This is a genomic window from Methylobacterium sp. J-030 (genome assembly GCF_022829545.1).
Classification (GTDB): Bacteria; Pseudomonadota; Alphaproteobacteria; order Rhizobiales; family Beijerinckiaceae; genus Methylobacterium.
The window spans coordinates 1-13,696 of sequence record NZ_JAKSYM010000384.1 but is presented as its reverse complement, the minus strand read 5'-3'; the positions used below and the strand labels follow the sequence as shown (position 1 = coordinate 13,696).

Genomic DNA, 13,696 nt, shown 5'->3' with positions numbered 1-13,696 from the left:
CGATCCGGGCATCGATGCCGAGTTCGGGCCCGATCCGCGCGAGTTCGGCCGTGTAGCCGGCGAGGCGCGCCGGATCTTAGAGAACCTCGATCCGCGTGCCGCTCGAACCGTTGAGGACGCGTTTCAGGTGGAAGGCCGCTACGCCGTCGTCGGGACGCAGCCCGACCAGGGCCGCGAAGGCCGGAAGGGCGCCGGCTTCGCAGGCCTCCAGCTTGACGAAGGCGTCCTGGTACTGGCTCAGGGCGGTATCGCCGCAGCCGGCTTCGGTCAGGGGTTCGAAGGCCCGCAATGCCTCCTGCTTACCACGTAGGATCAGGTCGCCGAGGGGCCGGCCGCGGAACGAGCCGGCGCGGATCACCGTGGTCTCGCTGACGCAGATTCGCGTTCCGAACGCCTTGTTGGCGTTCTCCAGCCGGGCCGCCGTGTTGATGGTGTCGCCGTAGGCCGTGTAGTCGAAGTAGCGCCCCCCGCCGAAATTTCCCACGATCGCCGGCCCGGCATGCACGCCGATCCGCGTCATTCCGAACGCGATACCCCGGGCGCGCCAGCGGGTCCGGAAGTCCTCGGCCGCTTGGTCGAGGGCCAGCGCGCAGGTGATCGCCCGGGCGGCATGGTCCGGCTGGTCTCCGGGGGCGTTGAACAACACGTGCAGCGCGTCGCCGACGATCTTGGCCACCGTCCCCTCGTGGGCGAACACCACGTCGGTCATCTCGGCGAGATAACCGTTTAGGATCTCGGCGAGCAGCGTCGGGTCCAGGCTCTCGACGAGGCTGGTGAACCCCGCGATGTCGGTGAACAGGCAGGCCACGTCACGCCGATGGCCACCGAGTTCCAGCCCGGACGCGTCCCCGGCCAACCGCTCCGCAAGGTTCGGCGAGAAGTAGCGCGCCAGCGACGCGTGGGCGCGCTCGGCGCGCGATTGCCGCCGCCGCCCTTCGCGCAACAGCTCGACATGCCGCAGCGTCCGCTCGATCGTGGTCTCGAGATCGGTAAAGTCGATCGGCTTCGTCAGGAAATCGAAGGCGCCGCGGTTCATCGCGGTGCGGATGTTGGCCATGTCGCCATAGGCGGACACGATGATCGTCGAGGGCCGCTCGGCGAAGTCCTGCAGCTTGCTGAGCAGGGTCAGCCCGTCCATGCGCGGCATGTTGATGTCGGACACCACCTTGTCGACGTCGTGATGGCCCGCGAGACTGTCCAGCGCCTCCTGCCCGTCATGGGCGAACAGGAACGTGACCGCGCCCTGGCGGATCTGCCGGCGGAATTTCTGGGTGATCAGCGCCTCGAGATCGGGCTCGTCGTCGACCACCAGGATCTTGGCGCTGGGCAGATCGTCGCTCATGCCGTCTCCACGCGCGCGGCGAGCCGCCGCTCGATCTCGGCCTTGAGCAGGGCGAAATCGATGGGTTTGGTGATCAGGCCGACCGCCCCGGCCGCCTCGGCCTGCCTGCGCGTCTCCGCGTCGCCGTAGGCCGTGATCATGATCACGGGGACCTCCGGCCGGGCCGAGCGCACCAGGGGCAGCAGCTCCAGCCCGGTCATCCCGGGCATGTTGATGTCCGAGAACATCAGAAGCAGGTTCGGCCCGTTCGTGGTCTGGACGCGGCCCAGCGCCTCCGCCGCCGAATGGGCGAAGGCGATCTCGTATCGGCCCGCGCGCAAGTCGCGCCGGAATTGTTGCCGGAACAGTTCGGTGACGTCCGGTTCGTCGTCGACGACGAGGATCAGCACCTTCATGGTTGGCTCCTCGGCCCGCTCTCGGATCCGCCCGTCGCCGGGCCGGTGCGCGGCAGCGTGATCGTGAATGCGGTGAAGGCACCGGGCTCCGTGGCGACATCGAGCGTCCCGCCGTGCTGCTTCACCAGGATGTCGTGGCTCAGCGACAGGCCGAGCCCCGTGCCCTCGCCGGCCGGCTTCGTGGTGAAGAACGGATCGAACATCTTCGCCTTGACGCTCTCCGGGATCCCCGTGCCGTTGTCCCGGACCCGGATCTCGACCATGTCGCCGCGATCGCGCGTGGCGACCGACAGGGTCGGGGCATAGCCCGGCTCGGCCTGCTCGGCCCGACTCTCGGTGGCGTAGAACCCGTTCGACATCAGGTTCAGGAGCACCCGCGTGATCTCCTGCGGATAGATGTCGGCCATCCCGGCGGCCGGGTCGAGATCGCGCTGCAGGCTCACGTTGAAGCTGGGCTTTGCAGCGCGGGCGCCGTGATAGGCGAGGTTCAGGCTCTCCTCGACGAGCGCATTGACGTCCACGGGGCGGTGGTCGCCGGATCCAGTCCGCGAGTGCAGCAACATGTTCTTGACGATGGAGTCGGCCCGCTTCCCGTGCTGAACGACCTTATCGAGGTTGTTCTTCAGGAGCTCGGCCACCTCGTCGGCTTCCTCGCGCATGCCTGGATCGAGGGAGGCGGCCCGCAGCATCTCGGTGAGTTCGTCCACGAGCTCCTTGGAGAGCGAGGCGAAGTTGTTCACGAAATTCAGGGGGTTCTTGATCTCGTGGGCGATGCCGGCCGTGAGCTGACCCAGCGAGGCGAGTTTCTCCGATTGGACGAGCCGGCTCTGCGCCTTCTGGAGGTCGTCCAGGGACTTGTTCAGGTCGCGGGTCCGTTCCTCGACCTTGGCCTCCAGGGTCTCGTAGGATTCCCGGATCCGGGCCGCCATGGCGTTGAACCGGTGCGCCAGCGTCTCGATCTCATCGCCCGTCCGGATCACGATGCGTTCCGAGAAGTCTCCGGCCCCGAAACGCTCCGCGCCGTCCTCGAGCTGGCGGATCGGCACCACCATGCGCCGGGCCAGGAACGTGCCGGCGATCGCGGCCATCAGCATGCCGAGGCCCATCAGCGCCCCGGTCTGGATCACCGACTCGACGAGCGGCTGCATCGCCTCCCGCAGCGGCAGCTGCACGAACACGATCCAGCCGAGCCGCGGAACGGGGGCGTGAGCGGCCAGGACATACGCGCCGTCGAGCCATCGGCCGATCTCGTAATCCCGCGCCTGGCCGTTGCCGGGCAGGGCGGCGGCGACCTCCGGCAGGCCGGACAGGTCGGTGTCGCGCAGCACGAGGCTGAGGTCCGGATGGGCGATCAGCCGCCCGGCAGCGGTGGTGACGAAGGCGTAGCCGCTTACGCCGTTGTGGATGGTGCTGACAACATCCCAGATCAGCTTCAGGTTGACCTCCGCGACGGTCACCCCGGGATCGCGGCCGGCATGCGCCACCGCGACGGTCATGTAGGGTTCGGAACCACGGCGGAAGTAGACCGGTCCGAACCAAGTCTTGTCCTTCAGCGCCTGCGTGAAGCGCGGCGACGTGGAGAAATCCTTTCCGCTCGCGATCACATCCGGTTCGAGACGCGAGACACGCAATTGCTCGTGCCCGCTCGGATCGAGATAGGACACTTCGGTGATCGCCGGCGCCTGACGCATCAGGCGGATGAAATCATAGCGCTGCTGGTCCTGGGAAACGCGCCGCCACTCGGCCCGGGTGGTCCACCCGATCTGGTTCTCGATCTCGGATACGAAGGCATCGACGCGATCGGCGGCTCCCAGTGCCTTCTCGCGCTGCACCGCGATTGCGTTCGCCTTCGTATCCTCGAAGTTGAGGAACAGATCGACCACGCCGTTGATCAGCAGGACCAGCGTCACGAGGCCGACGAAGGCGATCGCGAACTTTCCCGAGAGCGGCAGGCGGAACGGCTTCGGTCCAGCAGCCTGAGATCTGCCGGATCGCGTCATTCGACGACCTCGTCCGCCTGCGCCAGCAGCGCGGACGGAAGCTCGAAGCCCAGGCCCCGCGCGGCCTTCAGATTCACGACCAGCTTGAATTTCATCGGTGCTTGAATTGGGAGCGCACCGGGATCGTCTCCGCGCAGGATGCGGTCGACATAGACGGCCGCCCGGCGGACGACCTCGGCCGGGTCGGGCCCGTACGCCATCAGCCCCCCGCGATAGGCGAAGCGCCGGATGGCGAACACGGTCGGAAGCCGATGGTTGGTGGTCAGCGCGACGAGGCGGTCCCCGGTGACCTCGCTGAAGGCGCCGGGCGCCACGATGAGGCCGGCCTGTCCATACCGCGCGAGATCCGCGATCACGGGCTCGATGTCCGTGGCCTTCTCGGCGACCACGATGCCGTGTTCGATCGCGAGGGCGGCCGCCGTGTTCTTGAAGGCGTTGGCGTAGAGATGGCCGCCGCGGATCTCGGTGCTGGGATTCAACAGGAGGGTGACCCGCCGGATCGTCGGTACGGCTTCCCGGAGGGCGGCGAGCCATTTCCCGCCGAGGGAAGATTCGTAGAGCGTGAAGCCGGTCACGTTTCCACCGGGACGTTTGAGGCTCGCGATCAAGCCGTAGCCGACCGGATCGGCCGCACCGACGAAGACGATGGGGATCCTGCGGGTCAGCGCCGATACGGCGCGAAGCTGCGCGTTGAGATAGGTGAAGATCACATTCGGTTCGGCGCGCACCAATGCGGCCGCGAGCGTGCGCGTGTGCTCGTGATCGGCACCACCCCAGCGGTGGTCGATCCGGACATCCGCCTGTCCGCGGTCGTGCAGCGCCGCACTGAATGCCGCCGACAGGGGCTGTCCCTCGGCGTCGCCCTCCGTGAACGGCCAGAGCGCCGCGACGTGCGTCGAAGGCTGGGCCAGGGCCGCGAGGGGCCGGCTGGACAGCAGCCAGGGCCACCCAGCGATCACGCTTCGCCGCCTCATCCGATCCCCGAACCCCCTTGATCGTCGCTGCCCGGCAGGATGGGCCGGGCTGCACGCGCGATGCGAACCGACGGCCCAGGACGTAGCCTAGCCGAAGCTCAGCCGTAAGACCACGCTGTATCCGGAACACGGTTTCTAGAATGACAGGCGCCTCCCGCCGACGATCTTACGGGGCGCACCGGCGAATACCGATCCGGTCGTACTGGCCAAGACGGTCGCGTTGTTTAGGAAACCGGTTGTGCCGCTGATCGAATTGGCTGAATTCCGTTCTGATGACATATATACCGTATCGAATACGTCGCGAACTTCGAGATAGACGCTTGACCGTGAGTGCGGGGATGGGGATGCCGGCGAGCAGCAGGGCGAGGGTCCCACGGCCAGGACGGCACGCCGAGGCCGCCGGGCGGCCGACGCTTCCACCACATGGTCCCCGCAGTGGCGGCAAGCAGCATGGTGGGGAGGCAGAAGGCCAGCATGGCGAATTGGTTCGCGCGGCCCCAATGTTCACCCTTATGAATGCCGATCCCATACTGGATCGCCTGACCAACCGGGCCGAGATCGGCGAAGCGAACATCGAGGTGCGGCGCGCCGGTCTATTGATCGAGGGCAATCACCCGCTGCCGGGTGGCGTCGCGGGGATAGACGGAGGCGGGGTAGACCACGTCGGCTCCGACCGGCAGGGCGAGTTCGTAGCCGCGCGGCATCCCGCGCTGGCTGAGGATCGCCGCAGTCCGGTCGATCCCGAGCGTCGCGGCGGCGGGATCGGCGGACTCGGAGTGCGGAACCGGCGCGTCCTCCAGGGTCCAGCCCGGATCGGTCAGCCTGTCGCGCAGCGGCACCGTCGAGACCGGCCGGTGCGCCCGGAGGACGGCGGGCGGGCCGAGGCCCGCTTCGTTCGACCAGCCGCGCAGGTGCTGCCCCCCACCAGATCGATAAGGGCCAGGAAGAGGAGCCCGCCCCCGGCCAGGAAGCCGGTGACGGCGTGGAGATCGCGCCACCAGACCCGCCGGCGCGGCGTTCCGCGCGGCCACCACAGGTAGCCGCCGGTCACCACCAGGATGACCGCGAAGCCCGCCACCACCGCGATCACCCCGTCCGCGATCGGACCGAGATAGGCGAAGCTGTGGAGCCTGTGCAGGACCACCACGAATTCTCGGTCGCGGGCCACACGGTCGAGCACGTTGCCGTGTAGGGATCCAGGTGAACGAGGATCCTGTGATCCCCGGATGCCAGGGTAACCAGGGCGGAGGTCTCGGACGTCGGCGGATCGGTGTACGACACCGGCACGGCGTCCGGCGCGGCCTGCATCCCGTTGAAGATCAGGCGATCCGGTTCCAGCAGCGGCGTTGCGCGGGCGGGAACGCGCGTCCGGTAAGCGAACAGGCTGCCGTTGATCTCGTCCTTGACCAGGTAGAGCGAGCCCGTCGCCGACAGCATGACCAGGAACGGAAGACCGGGAAGACCCGCGTAGAAGAGCCAGTGCCAGACGGCGCGGTAGACCGCCTTGCGCGAGGCACGCAACGCGGTGCCCGCCCCATAGCCGGGGGGCGCTGCCGGAAACGACGATGGACATGGGCGGGGGATCCGCGCCTGAGCGATCGGGGAGGAGATCGTCAGGCGGCCAGCGGACCGCGTGCGGTGCCGGCGCCGGGCGGCGGACCGGTTCTCGGAAACTCGGCTTCCGGGCGCCAGCTCAATCGCACGGCCGGTGCCTATCCCGGTCGCCGCGGTGCCGCGTCAGGGCATCACCGGCGGATGATAGGTCAGCGTGAAGGCCAGCGCCCAGAGCAGGAACAGCACCAGCGGCAGGTGTACGATCAACTGCAGGAAGCTGAAGCCGACGATGTCGCGCGCCTTCAGGCCGAGGATGCCGACGAGCGGCAGCATCCAGAACGGGTTGATCAGGTTCGGCAGCGCCTCGGCGGCGTTGTAGATCATCACCGCCCAGCCGAGATGGACCTTCAGCTCGTTGGCGGCCTGCAGCACATAGGGCGCCTCCAGGAGCCATTTCCCGCCGCCCGAGGGCACGAAGAAGCCGAGGATCGCCGAGTAGACGCCCATGGTCAGCGGGAAGGTGCCGGTGGTGTTGAGATTCACGAATGCATGGGTGATCGCGTCCGACGCGGAGGCGCCGGCGGCGTTCTTCGGTCCGGTCAGCATGCCGCTGATCGCCGCGTAGAGCGGGTACTGGATCAGGATGCCCGCGGTGGCCGGCACCGATTTCGCCACCGCCACGAGGAAGCGCTTCGGCCGCCAATGCAGCAGCAGGCCGAGGGTGAGGAACAGCAGGTTGTAGGTGTTCAGGTTCGAGATTGCCACGATCCAGGATTGGCGGGCGAATTCCTGCACGATCCAGCCGCCCGCGATCACCACGAGCAGGATGGTGAGGAGCGGCGAGTGCTCCAGCCATTCGCCGGGCTGGCGCGCGGGCGGGATGGCGTTGGTCTCGCGGGCGACCGGGACGCCCATCGCCTCGGCGGTGACGGCCGTCTCCCGGCGGGGCGCGGAGGCGTACGCGATGGCGATCGAGACCACGAACAGGATCGCGGCGATCAGCATCGACTGCCAGAGGAAGATCGTCTCGCTGAACGGGATCACGCCGGAGATGGCGAGCAGGTTCTTGGTGAGGCTCGCCGGGTTCGCCTGCAACTGCGCCGCCGAGGAGCTGAGACCGAGTGCCCAGGTCGCGCCGAGCCCGAGATAGGCGGCCGCGCCCGCGGCCCGGTAGTCCATCCGAAGGTCGGTGCGCCGGGCGAGGGCCCGGACGAGCAGGCCGCCGAAGATCAGGCTCAGCCCCCAACTGAGGAAGGACGAGATCATCGTCGCGCCGGCCACGAACCCAACCGCGCCGCGTCCGGTCTTGGGCACCAGCGCCAGCCGCTCGATCAGCGCCTGCACGGGCGGCGACGTGGCCACGACGTAGCCGCCGATCGTCACGAAGGCCATCTGCATGGTGAAGGGAATCAGGCTCCAGAAGCCGTCGCCGAAGCTCTTGGCGATGGCGGCGGGCGGCGCGCCGTTGGCCAGGGCGCCGAGGGCCACGATGACGACGGCGATGGCCACGAAGATGAAGGCGTCCGGGAACCAGCGTTCCGCCCAGTTGGTGAACCGGACCCCGAGCCGTTCCAGCGATCCCCCAGTACCCGGACCGACAGCGGCGGAGCCGACTTTGCGCGCAGAATCGGCCGGGACGGTCGCCATGAGGGTCCTCCAGGATCAGCTCTTGCGGCCGATCGAGAGCGCAGGATGGCGCGACCCGGCGTGATCTCAAGTCGAGCGGCGACAAAGACAGGTAACAGCTTCGCGACAATGTGAGCAGGTGTAGTCGAGATCGCCCGCGACACCGTGCACCGACGCGCCGGATGGTTCACGGTGCTGACCCGTGACGACGAACCGTTCGGGCGCGATGACGGTCTGCGGGATCGCGCGGAATGCGTGACATGCCCGCAGCGGCGGAGGTCGAACCTTCGAGATCTCCACCGGCGATCGGCCTGCGCCGGCCTCGATCGCACGGGTCCGCCACGCCGCCCAGTCGACGGTGACGACCCTCTGATCAGCGGCCGAATACGCTGCCTCGGTGGCAGCTGTTTCCGTGCCGTCAAGCTCAACACAAAGCGGCCCTTGTCACCGTGTCGCCTTCCGCGGTTTCGACGCGACACTAGTCTGACCGCACCATTGCGATGGCCGCGGTCGGACGGGTTTCGCCGACCGCTAGGCGGGGAGGCGATCCGTTGGCGTTGAACCTGACGCAGAAGCTCGTTCGGTCGCACCTCGTCGCGGGCGATCTCACACCCGGCGGCGAGATCGCGCTGCGGATCGATCAGACCCTCCTGCAGGACGTGCTCGGCGGCCTCGTCATGCTCGAACTGGAGGCGATGGGCGTCGAGCGCGTGAAGGTCGGGCTGGCCGCGCAGTATATCGACCACAACCTGGTGCAGAACGACCAGCTCAACGCCGACGAGCACATGTTCCTGCGCTCGGCCTGCCGACGCTTCGGCGTCTGGTATTCCCGGCCGGGCAACGGCATCAGCCACCCCGTCCACATGCAGAGCTTCGGCAAGCCCGGACAGACGCTGGTCGGCTCCGACAGCCACACGCCCGCGGCCGGATCGCTCGGCATGTTGGCCTTCGGGGCCGGCGGCGTCGAGGTGGCGCTCGCCATGGCGGGGGAGCCGCTGCAACTGCGCATGCCCCGGGTCTGGGGCGTGAAGCTCACCGGGACGCTGCCCGACTGGGTGAGCGCCAAGGACGTGATCCTGACGCTGCTCGGCCGACACGGGGTCGAGGGCGGGTTCGGCCGGATCATCGAGTATTACGGGCCGGGCCTGGAGGGCCTGACCGCCATGGACCGGCACGTCATCGCCAACATGGGCGCCGAGATGGGCGCCACCACGAGCGTGTTCCCCTCCGACGAAGCGACGAAGGCCTTCCTCGACGGCGTCGGGCGCGGCGGCGACTGGACGCCGCTCGCCGCCGACGCGGGCGCGACCTACGACGATCATGACGAGGTCGACCTGTCCGCGCTCGTGCCGATGATCGCCAAGCCGTCGAGCCCGGGCAACGTCGTGCCGGTCTCGGAAGTGGCCGGCACCGAGATCTACCAGGCTTACATCGGCTCCTCGGCCAATCCGGGGTTCCGCGACTTCGCCGTGGCGGCCGCCATCGTGAAGGGTCGCAACGCCCACGACCGGGTGTCGTTCGACATCAACCCCTCGACCCGGGTCGTGCTGGAGACGCTGATCCGGGACGGCCAGCTCTCCGACCTGATCCACGCCGGTGCGCGGGTCCACCAAGCCGGCTGCAACGGCTGCATCGGCATGGGCCAGGCCCCGGCCTCGGGGCGCAACTCCCTGCGGACGGTGCCGCGCAACTTCCCCGGCCGGTCCGGCACCCGCGAGGACAGCGTGTTCCTGTGCAGCCCGGAGACGGCCGCGGCCTCGGCGCTCACGGGCGTCATCACCGATCCGCGCACGCTCGACATGCCCTATCCCCGGATCGCGCCGCCCACCATGGTTCCGGGCAACACGACGATGCTGGTGGCGCCCTTGGCCGAGGCGGAGGCCCGCGCGGTCCGCCTGGAGAAATCCGAGAACATCACGACGCTGCCTGATCTCGGCAAGCTTGGCGCCGATATCCGCGTGCCGGTGATGCTGAAGACCGGTGACGACATCTCCACCGACGACATCATGCCGGCGGGCGCCCGGGTGATGCCGTACTGGTCGAACATCCCGAAGACTAGCGAATTCACCTTCGAGCCGATCGACGACAGCTACCCGAAGCGGGCGAAGCAGGGCGGCAAGGAGCGCGCCGGGCACGCCATCCTGGGCGGCCTGAACTACGGGCAGGGTTCGAGCCGCGAGAACGCGGCGCTCGCCCCGCGGTATCTCGGCCTGGAGGTCGTGCTGGACAAGAGTTTCGCCCGGATCCACTGGCAGAACCTGGTGAATTTCGGCGTCCTGCCCCTGACCTTCCAGGATCCGTCCGATTACGACCGCCTCGACCTCGGCGACATGATCGAGATCAGCGGCGTCGCCGAGGCCCTGGCGGCTGGCCGGGAGATCACGGCGCGGGTCCGCGGTGGGACGGATACGATCCCGATGCGGCACGACCTGTCGCCGCGGCAGATCGAGGTTCTGCTCGCGGGGGGCGTCATCAACTGGCTGCGGGCCCGCATCCAGGCCGAGCCGGCCCGCACGGTCGCCTGACCGCAGGGATCCACCCGCGTTCAGGGTGCGCGGACCAGCGCGACCCGCATTCTCCATCGGCACCGGTTCGGTGATAGAGCGCGCGATACGAAGGGCTGCGAGCCCCACCACCGGGAGGCGACCATGAGTTCGAGCGGGGCGCTGCTGCGCGAGGATGCCGACGCGCCGTGGCATGCGGGCCTGACCCGGCGGCACTGGCGGATCCTGTGGGGCAGCTATCTCGGCTGGATCTTCGACGGCTACGAGGCGGTCGCCCTGGTCTACGCCCTGCGGCCTGCGCTCAACACCATCCTGACCCCCGAGCAGGCCCAGACACCCGCCTTCTATGTCGGGCTCGCCATCGGCATCACGCTGCTCGGCTGGGGGCTCGGCGGCCTGATTGGCGGCATCGCGGCCGACTACATCGGCCGCAAGCGCATGATGATGATCTCGATCCTCGGCTACGCCATCTTCACCGGGCTGACGGCCTTCGCGGAGAGCTTCACGCAGCTCGCACTCCTGCGCTTCATCACGGGCCTCGCCATCGGTTCGGAATGGTCCACCGGTATCGCCCTCGTGGCCGAGACGTGGCCGAACCGGGCGCGGCCGAAGGGGTGCGGCTTCCTGCAATCGGGGTTCGGCGGCGGCGCGGTGCTGGCCGCCATCGTGTGGGCCGTGCTGGCCGCCACCAACCCGATGGGTGATCAATCCTGGCGCATCATGTTCGCGCTCGGCGCCCTGCCGGCCTTCGTCTGCCTGTACCTGCGGCGGGCGCTCGATGAATCCGAGCAGTGGATGCAGGCGCTGAAGGCGCAGCGCTGGTCGGCCACCGCCGAGGATGCGGGCGGCGGCGGCCGCAAGGCCGAGCGGCCGTTCACGCTGGCCGAGATCTTCCGCGAGCCCGAGAGCCGGCGCCGCGTGCTGCTGGCGACCGCCATGTCCTTCGCCACGACCGTAGGCTGGTGGGCGGTCTCGTCCTGGCTGCCGGCCTACACGGAGGGGCTGGCCAAGGCGGCGGGCGAGCCGGCCAATGTCTGGGGCCCGCGGATGGGCATCATCTACAACGTTGGCGCCATCACCGCCTACGTGATCTCGGGCTTCGTGGCCGATGCCCTCGGGCGGCGCGCCTTTCTCGTGGTCACCTATTTCGGCTGCATCGCGACGTCGCTCGCCTGCTATCTCTGGACCGGCGGTCTGGGCGCCTACATGGGCTTGGCCTTCCTGAACGGGTTCTTCACCCTGGGCTTCGCCTTCTCATGGATGGCGATCTATCTCGTGGAGCTGTTCACGCCGGCCGTGCGGGCGACCGCGGCGAGCTTCGTGTTCAACGGCGCACGGCTGATCGCCTGGATCTTCCCGATCATCGCCGGGCAGATCGTGACCTCGTTCGGCGGCATTGCGGCCGCGGCTCTGACGATGTCCAGCGTTTATGCGATCGGGCTGATCGTGCCGTGGTTCATGCCGGAGACAACGGGCCGGCCGCTGCCCGAATAGGGCACGCACCAACCGATGGGGACAGGATGTTGCGGCAGCGCGCGTGTCGCGCGGATCGTCCCCGATCACAGTCCGGTCGAGCGGACGGACGGGGCGACTCGATCATTCAGCGGTGACAGGATTTCTGGTCGGTGGCTGGGGGACCTGGATTCGAACCAGGACTAGAGGAGTCAGAGTCCACTGTCGAAATGAATAAAATCAATCACTTAGCCCAAATCGATGCGGCAAACCGCTGATTGATATATAAGAGAAATCCGGGCTTTTCGACAAACCTTCCGGGATCAGAAATCGTGGCACGACGGATCGGCACGAGCTTCATTTATTTCGTCTCGTGCGAGGGTTTCACGAAGGTTGGGGTGGCGCAAGACGTCACCGCCCGCGTGCGCACCATCGGTACTTCATGCCCGTGGCCAGTCAGACTTGAGGCTCACATTCTGGGCGACGAGCGCGATGAAGCTCACCTGCACAGCTTCTTCCGCTCGGAGAAGCTTCACCACCGCAACGAGTGGTTCGTTCGGGCTGGCAAGCTGGCCGAATTGCTGGACACACTGGCTCCGTACTCGCACTCATTCGTGGCCGCGACGGCGATGGCTGAGCACTGGTGGAGTGAGCAGACAAAGCCAATTCGTGAGAAGGATCGAATCGGAACGCGAGGATGGCCACCGACGATTGACGAGGTCAGGGCGGCTTTATGAACCGAGCCACTTGTCGAAACACTAATGCCACCGGGCGATCCGGGGCTTCCTCACAGCAGCGGCACAGCCCAGATGGCTAAAGAGATCCCCAGCGTCGGCGACCTGCGCCGCAAGTCCGAGGTGACAGACGAGGAGATCGCGGCGGCGAGAGACGCCTACCTGAAGAATGAGAACGCCCCGCCGTTCGCCTTCAAGTCCGGCCACACCATCGACGTCGCCAAGGCGATCGAGATGCACCCGCAGGCCAAGAAGCTGCTGGCCGACGAGGCGAGCAGCCCGGGCCTGCGCCGCACGATGGTGATGACCGCCGTCATCATGGGCTTCCCGGTTCAGGGATGAGCGAAACTATCGGACCCGATGCCGGTAGGCGGCACTGGTTCTACGATAGCAAGGGCTTCGTCGCACTGTTCTGCCTCATCTCGATGATCCTCATCGGCTGGCAGGTCAGTCGCTTCGAGGGCTTTGAGCCGATTTTTACGTGCGGCAGCCGCGAAGGCATCGATGAAGAGGTGTTTCTGCGAGGGATGCGAGCTTGCATGGCCAACGCGGACTCGCAAGCCGCGCAGGCTCGCTGCATGCACGTCGTCTACGTCTTGGCGTGCACCGACGAGAGATGGCGTTGAGCGACTCTGACACCAGAGTAGATGGCAAGCAGCTATGCGAGCGACTGCTGACCCGCCTCGGCGGTTTCGTCCAGGGCATCGGCCTGAGCGTCCCGGCAGCGTGGGAGATTGTCGAGCGCGCGATTGCTGACGGTCCGCACGCTGATCCCGCCGACATCGAGGCGAAGGCGCGCGCCTGGATGCTGATCGCGCTGGCATAGCAAGATGGTCGATAGTCAGGACGCCATTCTTGATGCGGCGAGCGTCTTGCGAGCCCGCGGTCATGCCGTCGAAGCCGATGCGGATTTGGAGCTGTGGCATGTCGATGCCGACTGGATCACCGACGAACAGCTGCTGGTTCTCGCTGTGCTTGCTGGTTTGAGAGATGGCCCAGGGCGCGCTCAATAGGCCTCGGACATGCTCGCAGATCGCATTCTCAAAGCCGTGGTAGCCCTGCGCGCGGCAGGTCATCGGATCGAGGCAGTGCCCGGCGCAACCAACATCTATCGG

General features: G+C 67.5%; 14 protein-coding genes and 1 pseudogene. 7 read left to right on the top strand and 8 right to left on the bottom strand.

The window, feature by feature from the left end:
* Positions 1-76: 76 nt before the first annotated feature.
* From MKK75_RS31150 to MKK75_RS31115, 8 genes and pseudogenes are all read right to left on the bottom strand, one after another.
* Positions 77-1,342 carry an adenylate/guanylate cyclase domain-containing protein gene (locus MKK75_RS31150; RefSeq protein ID WP_244046340.1) on the bottom strand — a complete coding sequence of 422 codons (1,266 nt, stop codon included), beginning with the start codon at positions 1,340-1,342 and terminating at the stop codon, positions 77-79.
* The gene (locus tag MKK75_RS31145; RefSeq protein WP_244046339.1) at positions 1,339-1,737 is read right to left on the bottom strand and encodes a response regulator; all 399 of its coding nucleotides are present in this window, start codon (positions 1,735-1,737) and stop codon (positions 1,339-1,341) included. Before MKK75_RS31145 ends, MKK75_RS31150 begins: the two co-directional genes overlap by 4 nt.
* On the bottom strand, positions 1,734-3,737 hold the full coding sequence (locus tag MKK75_RS31140; protein ID WP_244046338.1) for an ATP-binding protein: 2,004 nt from the start codon (positions 3,735-3,737) through the stop codon (positions 1,734-1,736). Before MKK75_RS31140 ends, MKK75_RS31145 begins: the two co-directional genes overlap by 4 nt.
* Entirely contained in the window at positions 3,734-4,696 is a 963-nt protein-coding gene (locus tag MKK75_RS31135; protein WP_244046337.1) for an ABC transporter substrate-binding protein, read from the bottom strand. The genes MKK75_RS31140 and MKK75_RS31135 overlap by 4 nt, the downstream gene beginning before the upstream one ends.
* A gap of 239 nt (positions 4,697-4,935) precedes the next feature.
* Positions 4,936-5,229 carry a hypothetical protein gene (locus tag MKK75_RS31130; protein WP_244046384.1) on the bottom strand — a complete coding sequence of 98 codons (294 nt, stop codon included), beginning with the start codon at positions 5,227-5,229 and terminating at the stop codon, positions 4,936-4,938.
* Between the two features lie 75 nt (positions 5,230-5,304).
* Positions 5,305-5,550, bottom strand: coding sequence for a hypothetical protein (locus tag MKK75_RS31125; RefSeq protein ID WP_244046336.1), 246 nt, complete (start codon positions 5,548-5,550; stop codon positions 5,305-5,307).
* Positions 5,529-6,148 (bottom strand): annotated as a pseudogene (locus MKK75_RS31120) (PepSY domain-containing protein). Before MKK75_RS31120 ends, MKK75_RS31125 begins: the two are co-directional and overlap by 22 nt.
* 300 nt (positions 6,149-6,448) lie before the next feature.
* Positions 6,449-7,912, bottom strand: a complete 1,464-nt coding sequence (locus tag MKK75_RS31115; RefSeq protein WP_244046335.1) for a short-chain fatty acid transporter — start codon at positions 7,910-7,912, stop codon at positions 6,449-6,451.
* A 530-nt stretch (positions 7,913-8,442) separates the two neighbouring features.
* Here MKK75_RS31115 and MKK75_RS31110 point away from each other — a divergent pair.
* The 7 genes from MKK75_RS31110 to MKK75_RS31080 all read left to right on the top strand — a co-directional run bounded on the left by MKK75_RS31110 (position 8,443) and on the right by MKK75_RS31080 (position 13,594).
* The gene (locus MKK75_RS31110; RefSeq protein WP_244046334.1) at positions 8,443-10,416 is read left to right on the top strand and encodes an aconitate hydratase; all 1,974 of its coding nucleotides are present in this window, start codon (positions 8,443-8,445) and stop codon (positions 10,414-10,416) included.
* 123 nt (positions 10,417-10,539) lie between these two features.
* A complete protein-coding gene (locus tag MKK75_RS31105; protein WP_244046333.1) occupies positions 10,540-11,889 on the top strand; it encodes an MFS transporter in 1,350 nt (449 codons plus the stop codon).
* Positions 11,890-12,179: 290 nt separating this feature from the next.
* Positions 12,180-12,584, top strand: a complete 405-nt coding sequence (locus MKK75_RS31100; RefSeq protein ID WP_244046332.1) for a GIY-YIG nuclease family protein — start codon at positions 12,180-12,182, stop codon at positions 12,582-12,584.
* Between the two features lie 72 nt (positions 12,585-12,656).
* Entirely contained in the window at positions 12,657-12,923 is a 267-nt protein-coding gene (locus MKK75_RS31095) for a hypothetical protein (RefSeq protein ID WP_244046331.1), read from the top strand.
* Positions 12,920-13,207 carry a hypothetical protein gene (locus MKK75_RS31090; RefSeq protein ID WP_244046330.1) on the top strand — a complete coding sequence of 96 codons (288 nt, stop codon included), beginning with the start codon at positions 12,920-12,922 and terminating at the stop codon, positions 13,205-13,207. Before MKK75_RS31095 ends, MKK75_RS31090 begins: the two co-directional genes overlap by 4 nt.
* Entirely contained in the window at positions 13,204-13,407 is a 204-nt protein-coding gene (locus MKK75_RS31085) for a hypothetical protein (protein WP_244046329.1), read from the top strand. The genes MKK75_RS31090 and MKK75_RS31085 overlap by 4 nt, the downstream gene beginning before the upstream one ends.
* A gap of 4 nt (positions 13,408-13,411) precedes the next feature.
* Positions 13,412-13,594, top strand: a complete 183-nt coding sequence (locus MKK75_RS31080) for a hypothetical protein (RefSeq protein ID WP_244046328.1) — start codon at positions 13,412-13,414, stop codon at positions 13,592-13,594.
* Positions 13,595-13,696: the final 102 nt, after the last annotated feature.

Coding starts and splice junctions, on each gene's coding strand:
- MKK75_RS31105 (WP_244046333.1), top strand. CDS start 10,540: ATGAGTTCGAGCGGGGCGCTGCTGCGCGAGGATGCCGACGCGCCGTGG.
- MKK75_RS31095 (WP_244046331.1), top strand. CDS start 12,657: ATGGCTAAAGAGATCCCCAGCGTCGGCGACCTGCGCCGCAAGTCCGAG.
- MKK75_RS31115 (WP_244046335.1), bottom strand. CDS start 7,912: ATGGCGACCGTCCCGGCCGATTCTGCGCGCAAAGTCGGCTCCGCCGCT.
- MKK75_RS31145 (WP_244046339.1), bottom strand. CDS start 1,737: ATGAAGGTGCTGATCCTCGTCGTCGACGACGAACCGGACGTCACCGAA.
- MKK75_RS31140 (WP_244046338.1), bottom strand. CDS start 3,737: ATGACGCGATCCGGCAGATCTCAGGCTGCTGGACCGAAGCCGTTCCGC.
- MKK75_RS31090 (WP_244046330.1), top strand. CDS start 12,920: ATGAGCGAAACTATCGGACCCGATGCCGGTAGGCGGCACTGGTTCTAC.
- MKK75_RS31150 (WP_244046340.1), bottom strand. CDS start 1,342: ATGAGCGACGATCTGCCCAGCGCCAAGATCCTGGTGGTCGACGACGAG.
- MKK75_RS31080 (WP_244046328.1), top strand. CDS start 13,412: ATGGTCGATAGTCAGGACGCCATTCTTGATGCGGCGAGCGTCTTGCGA.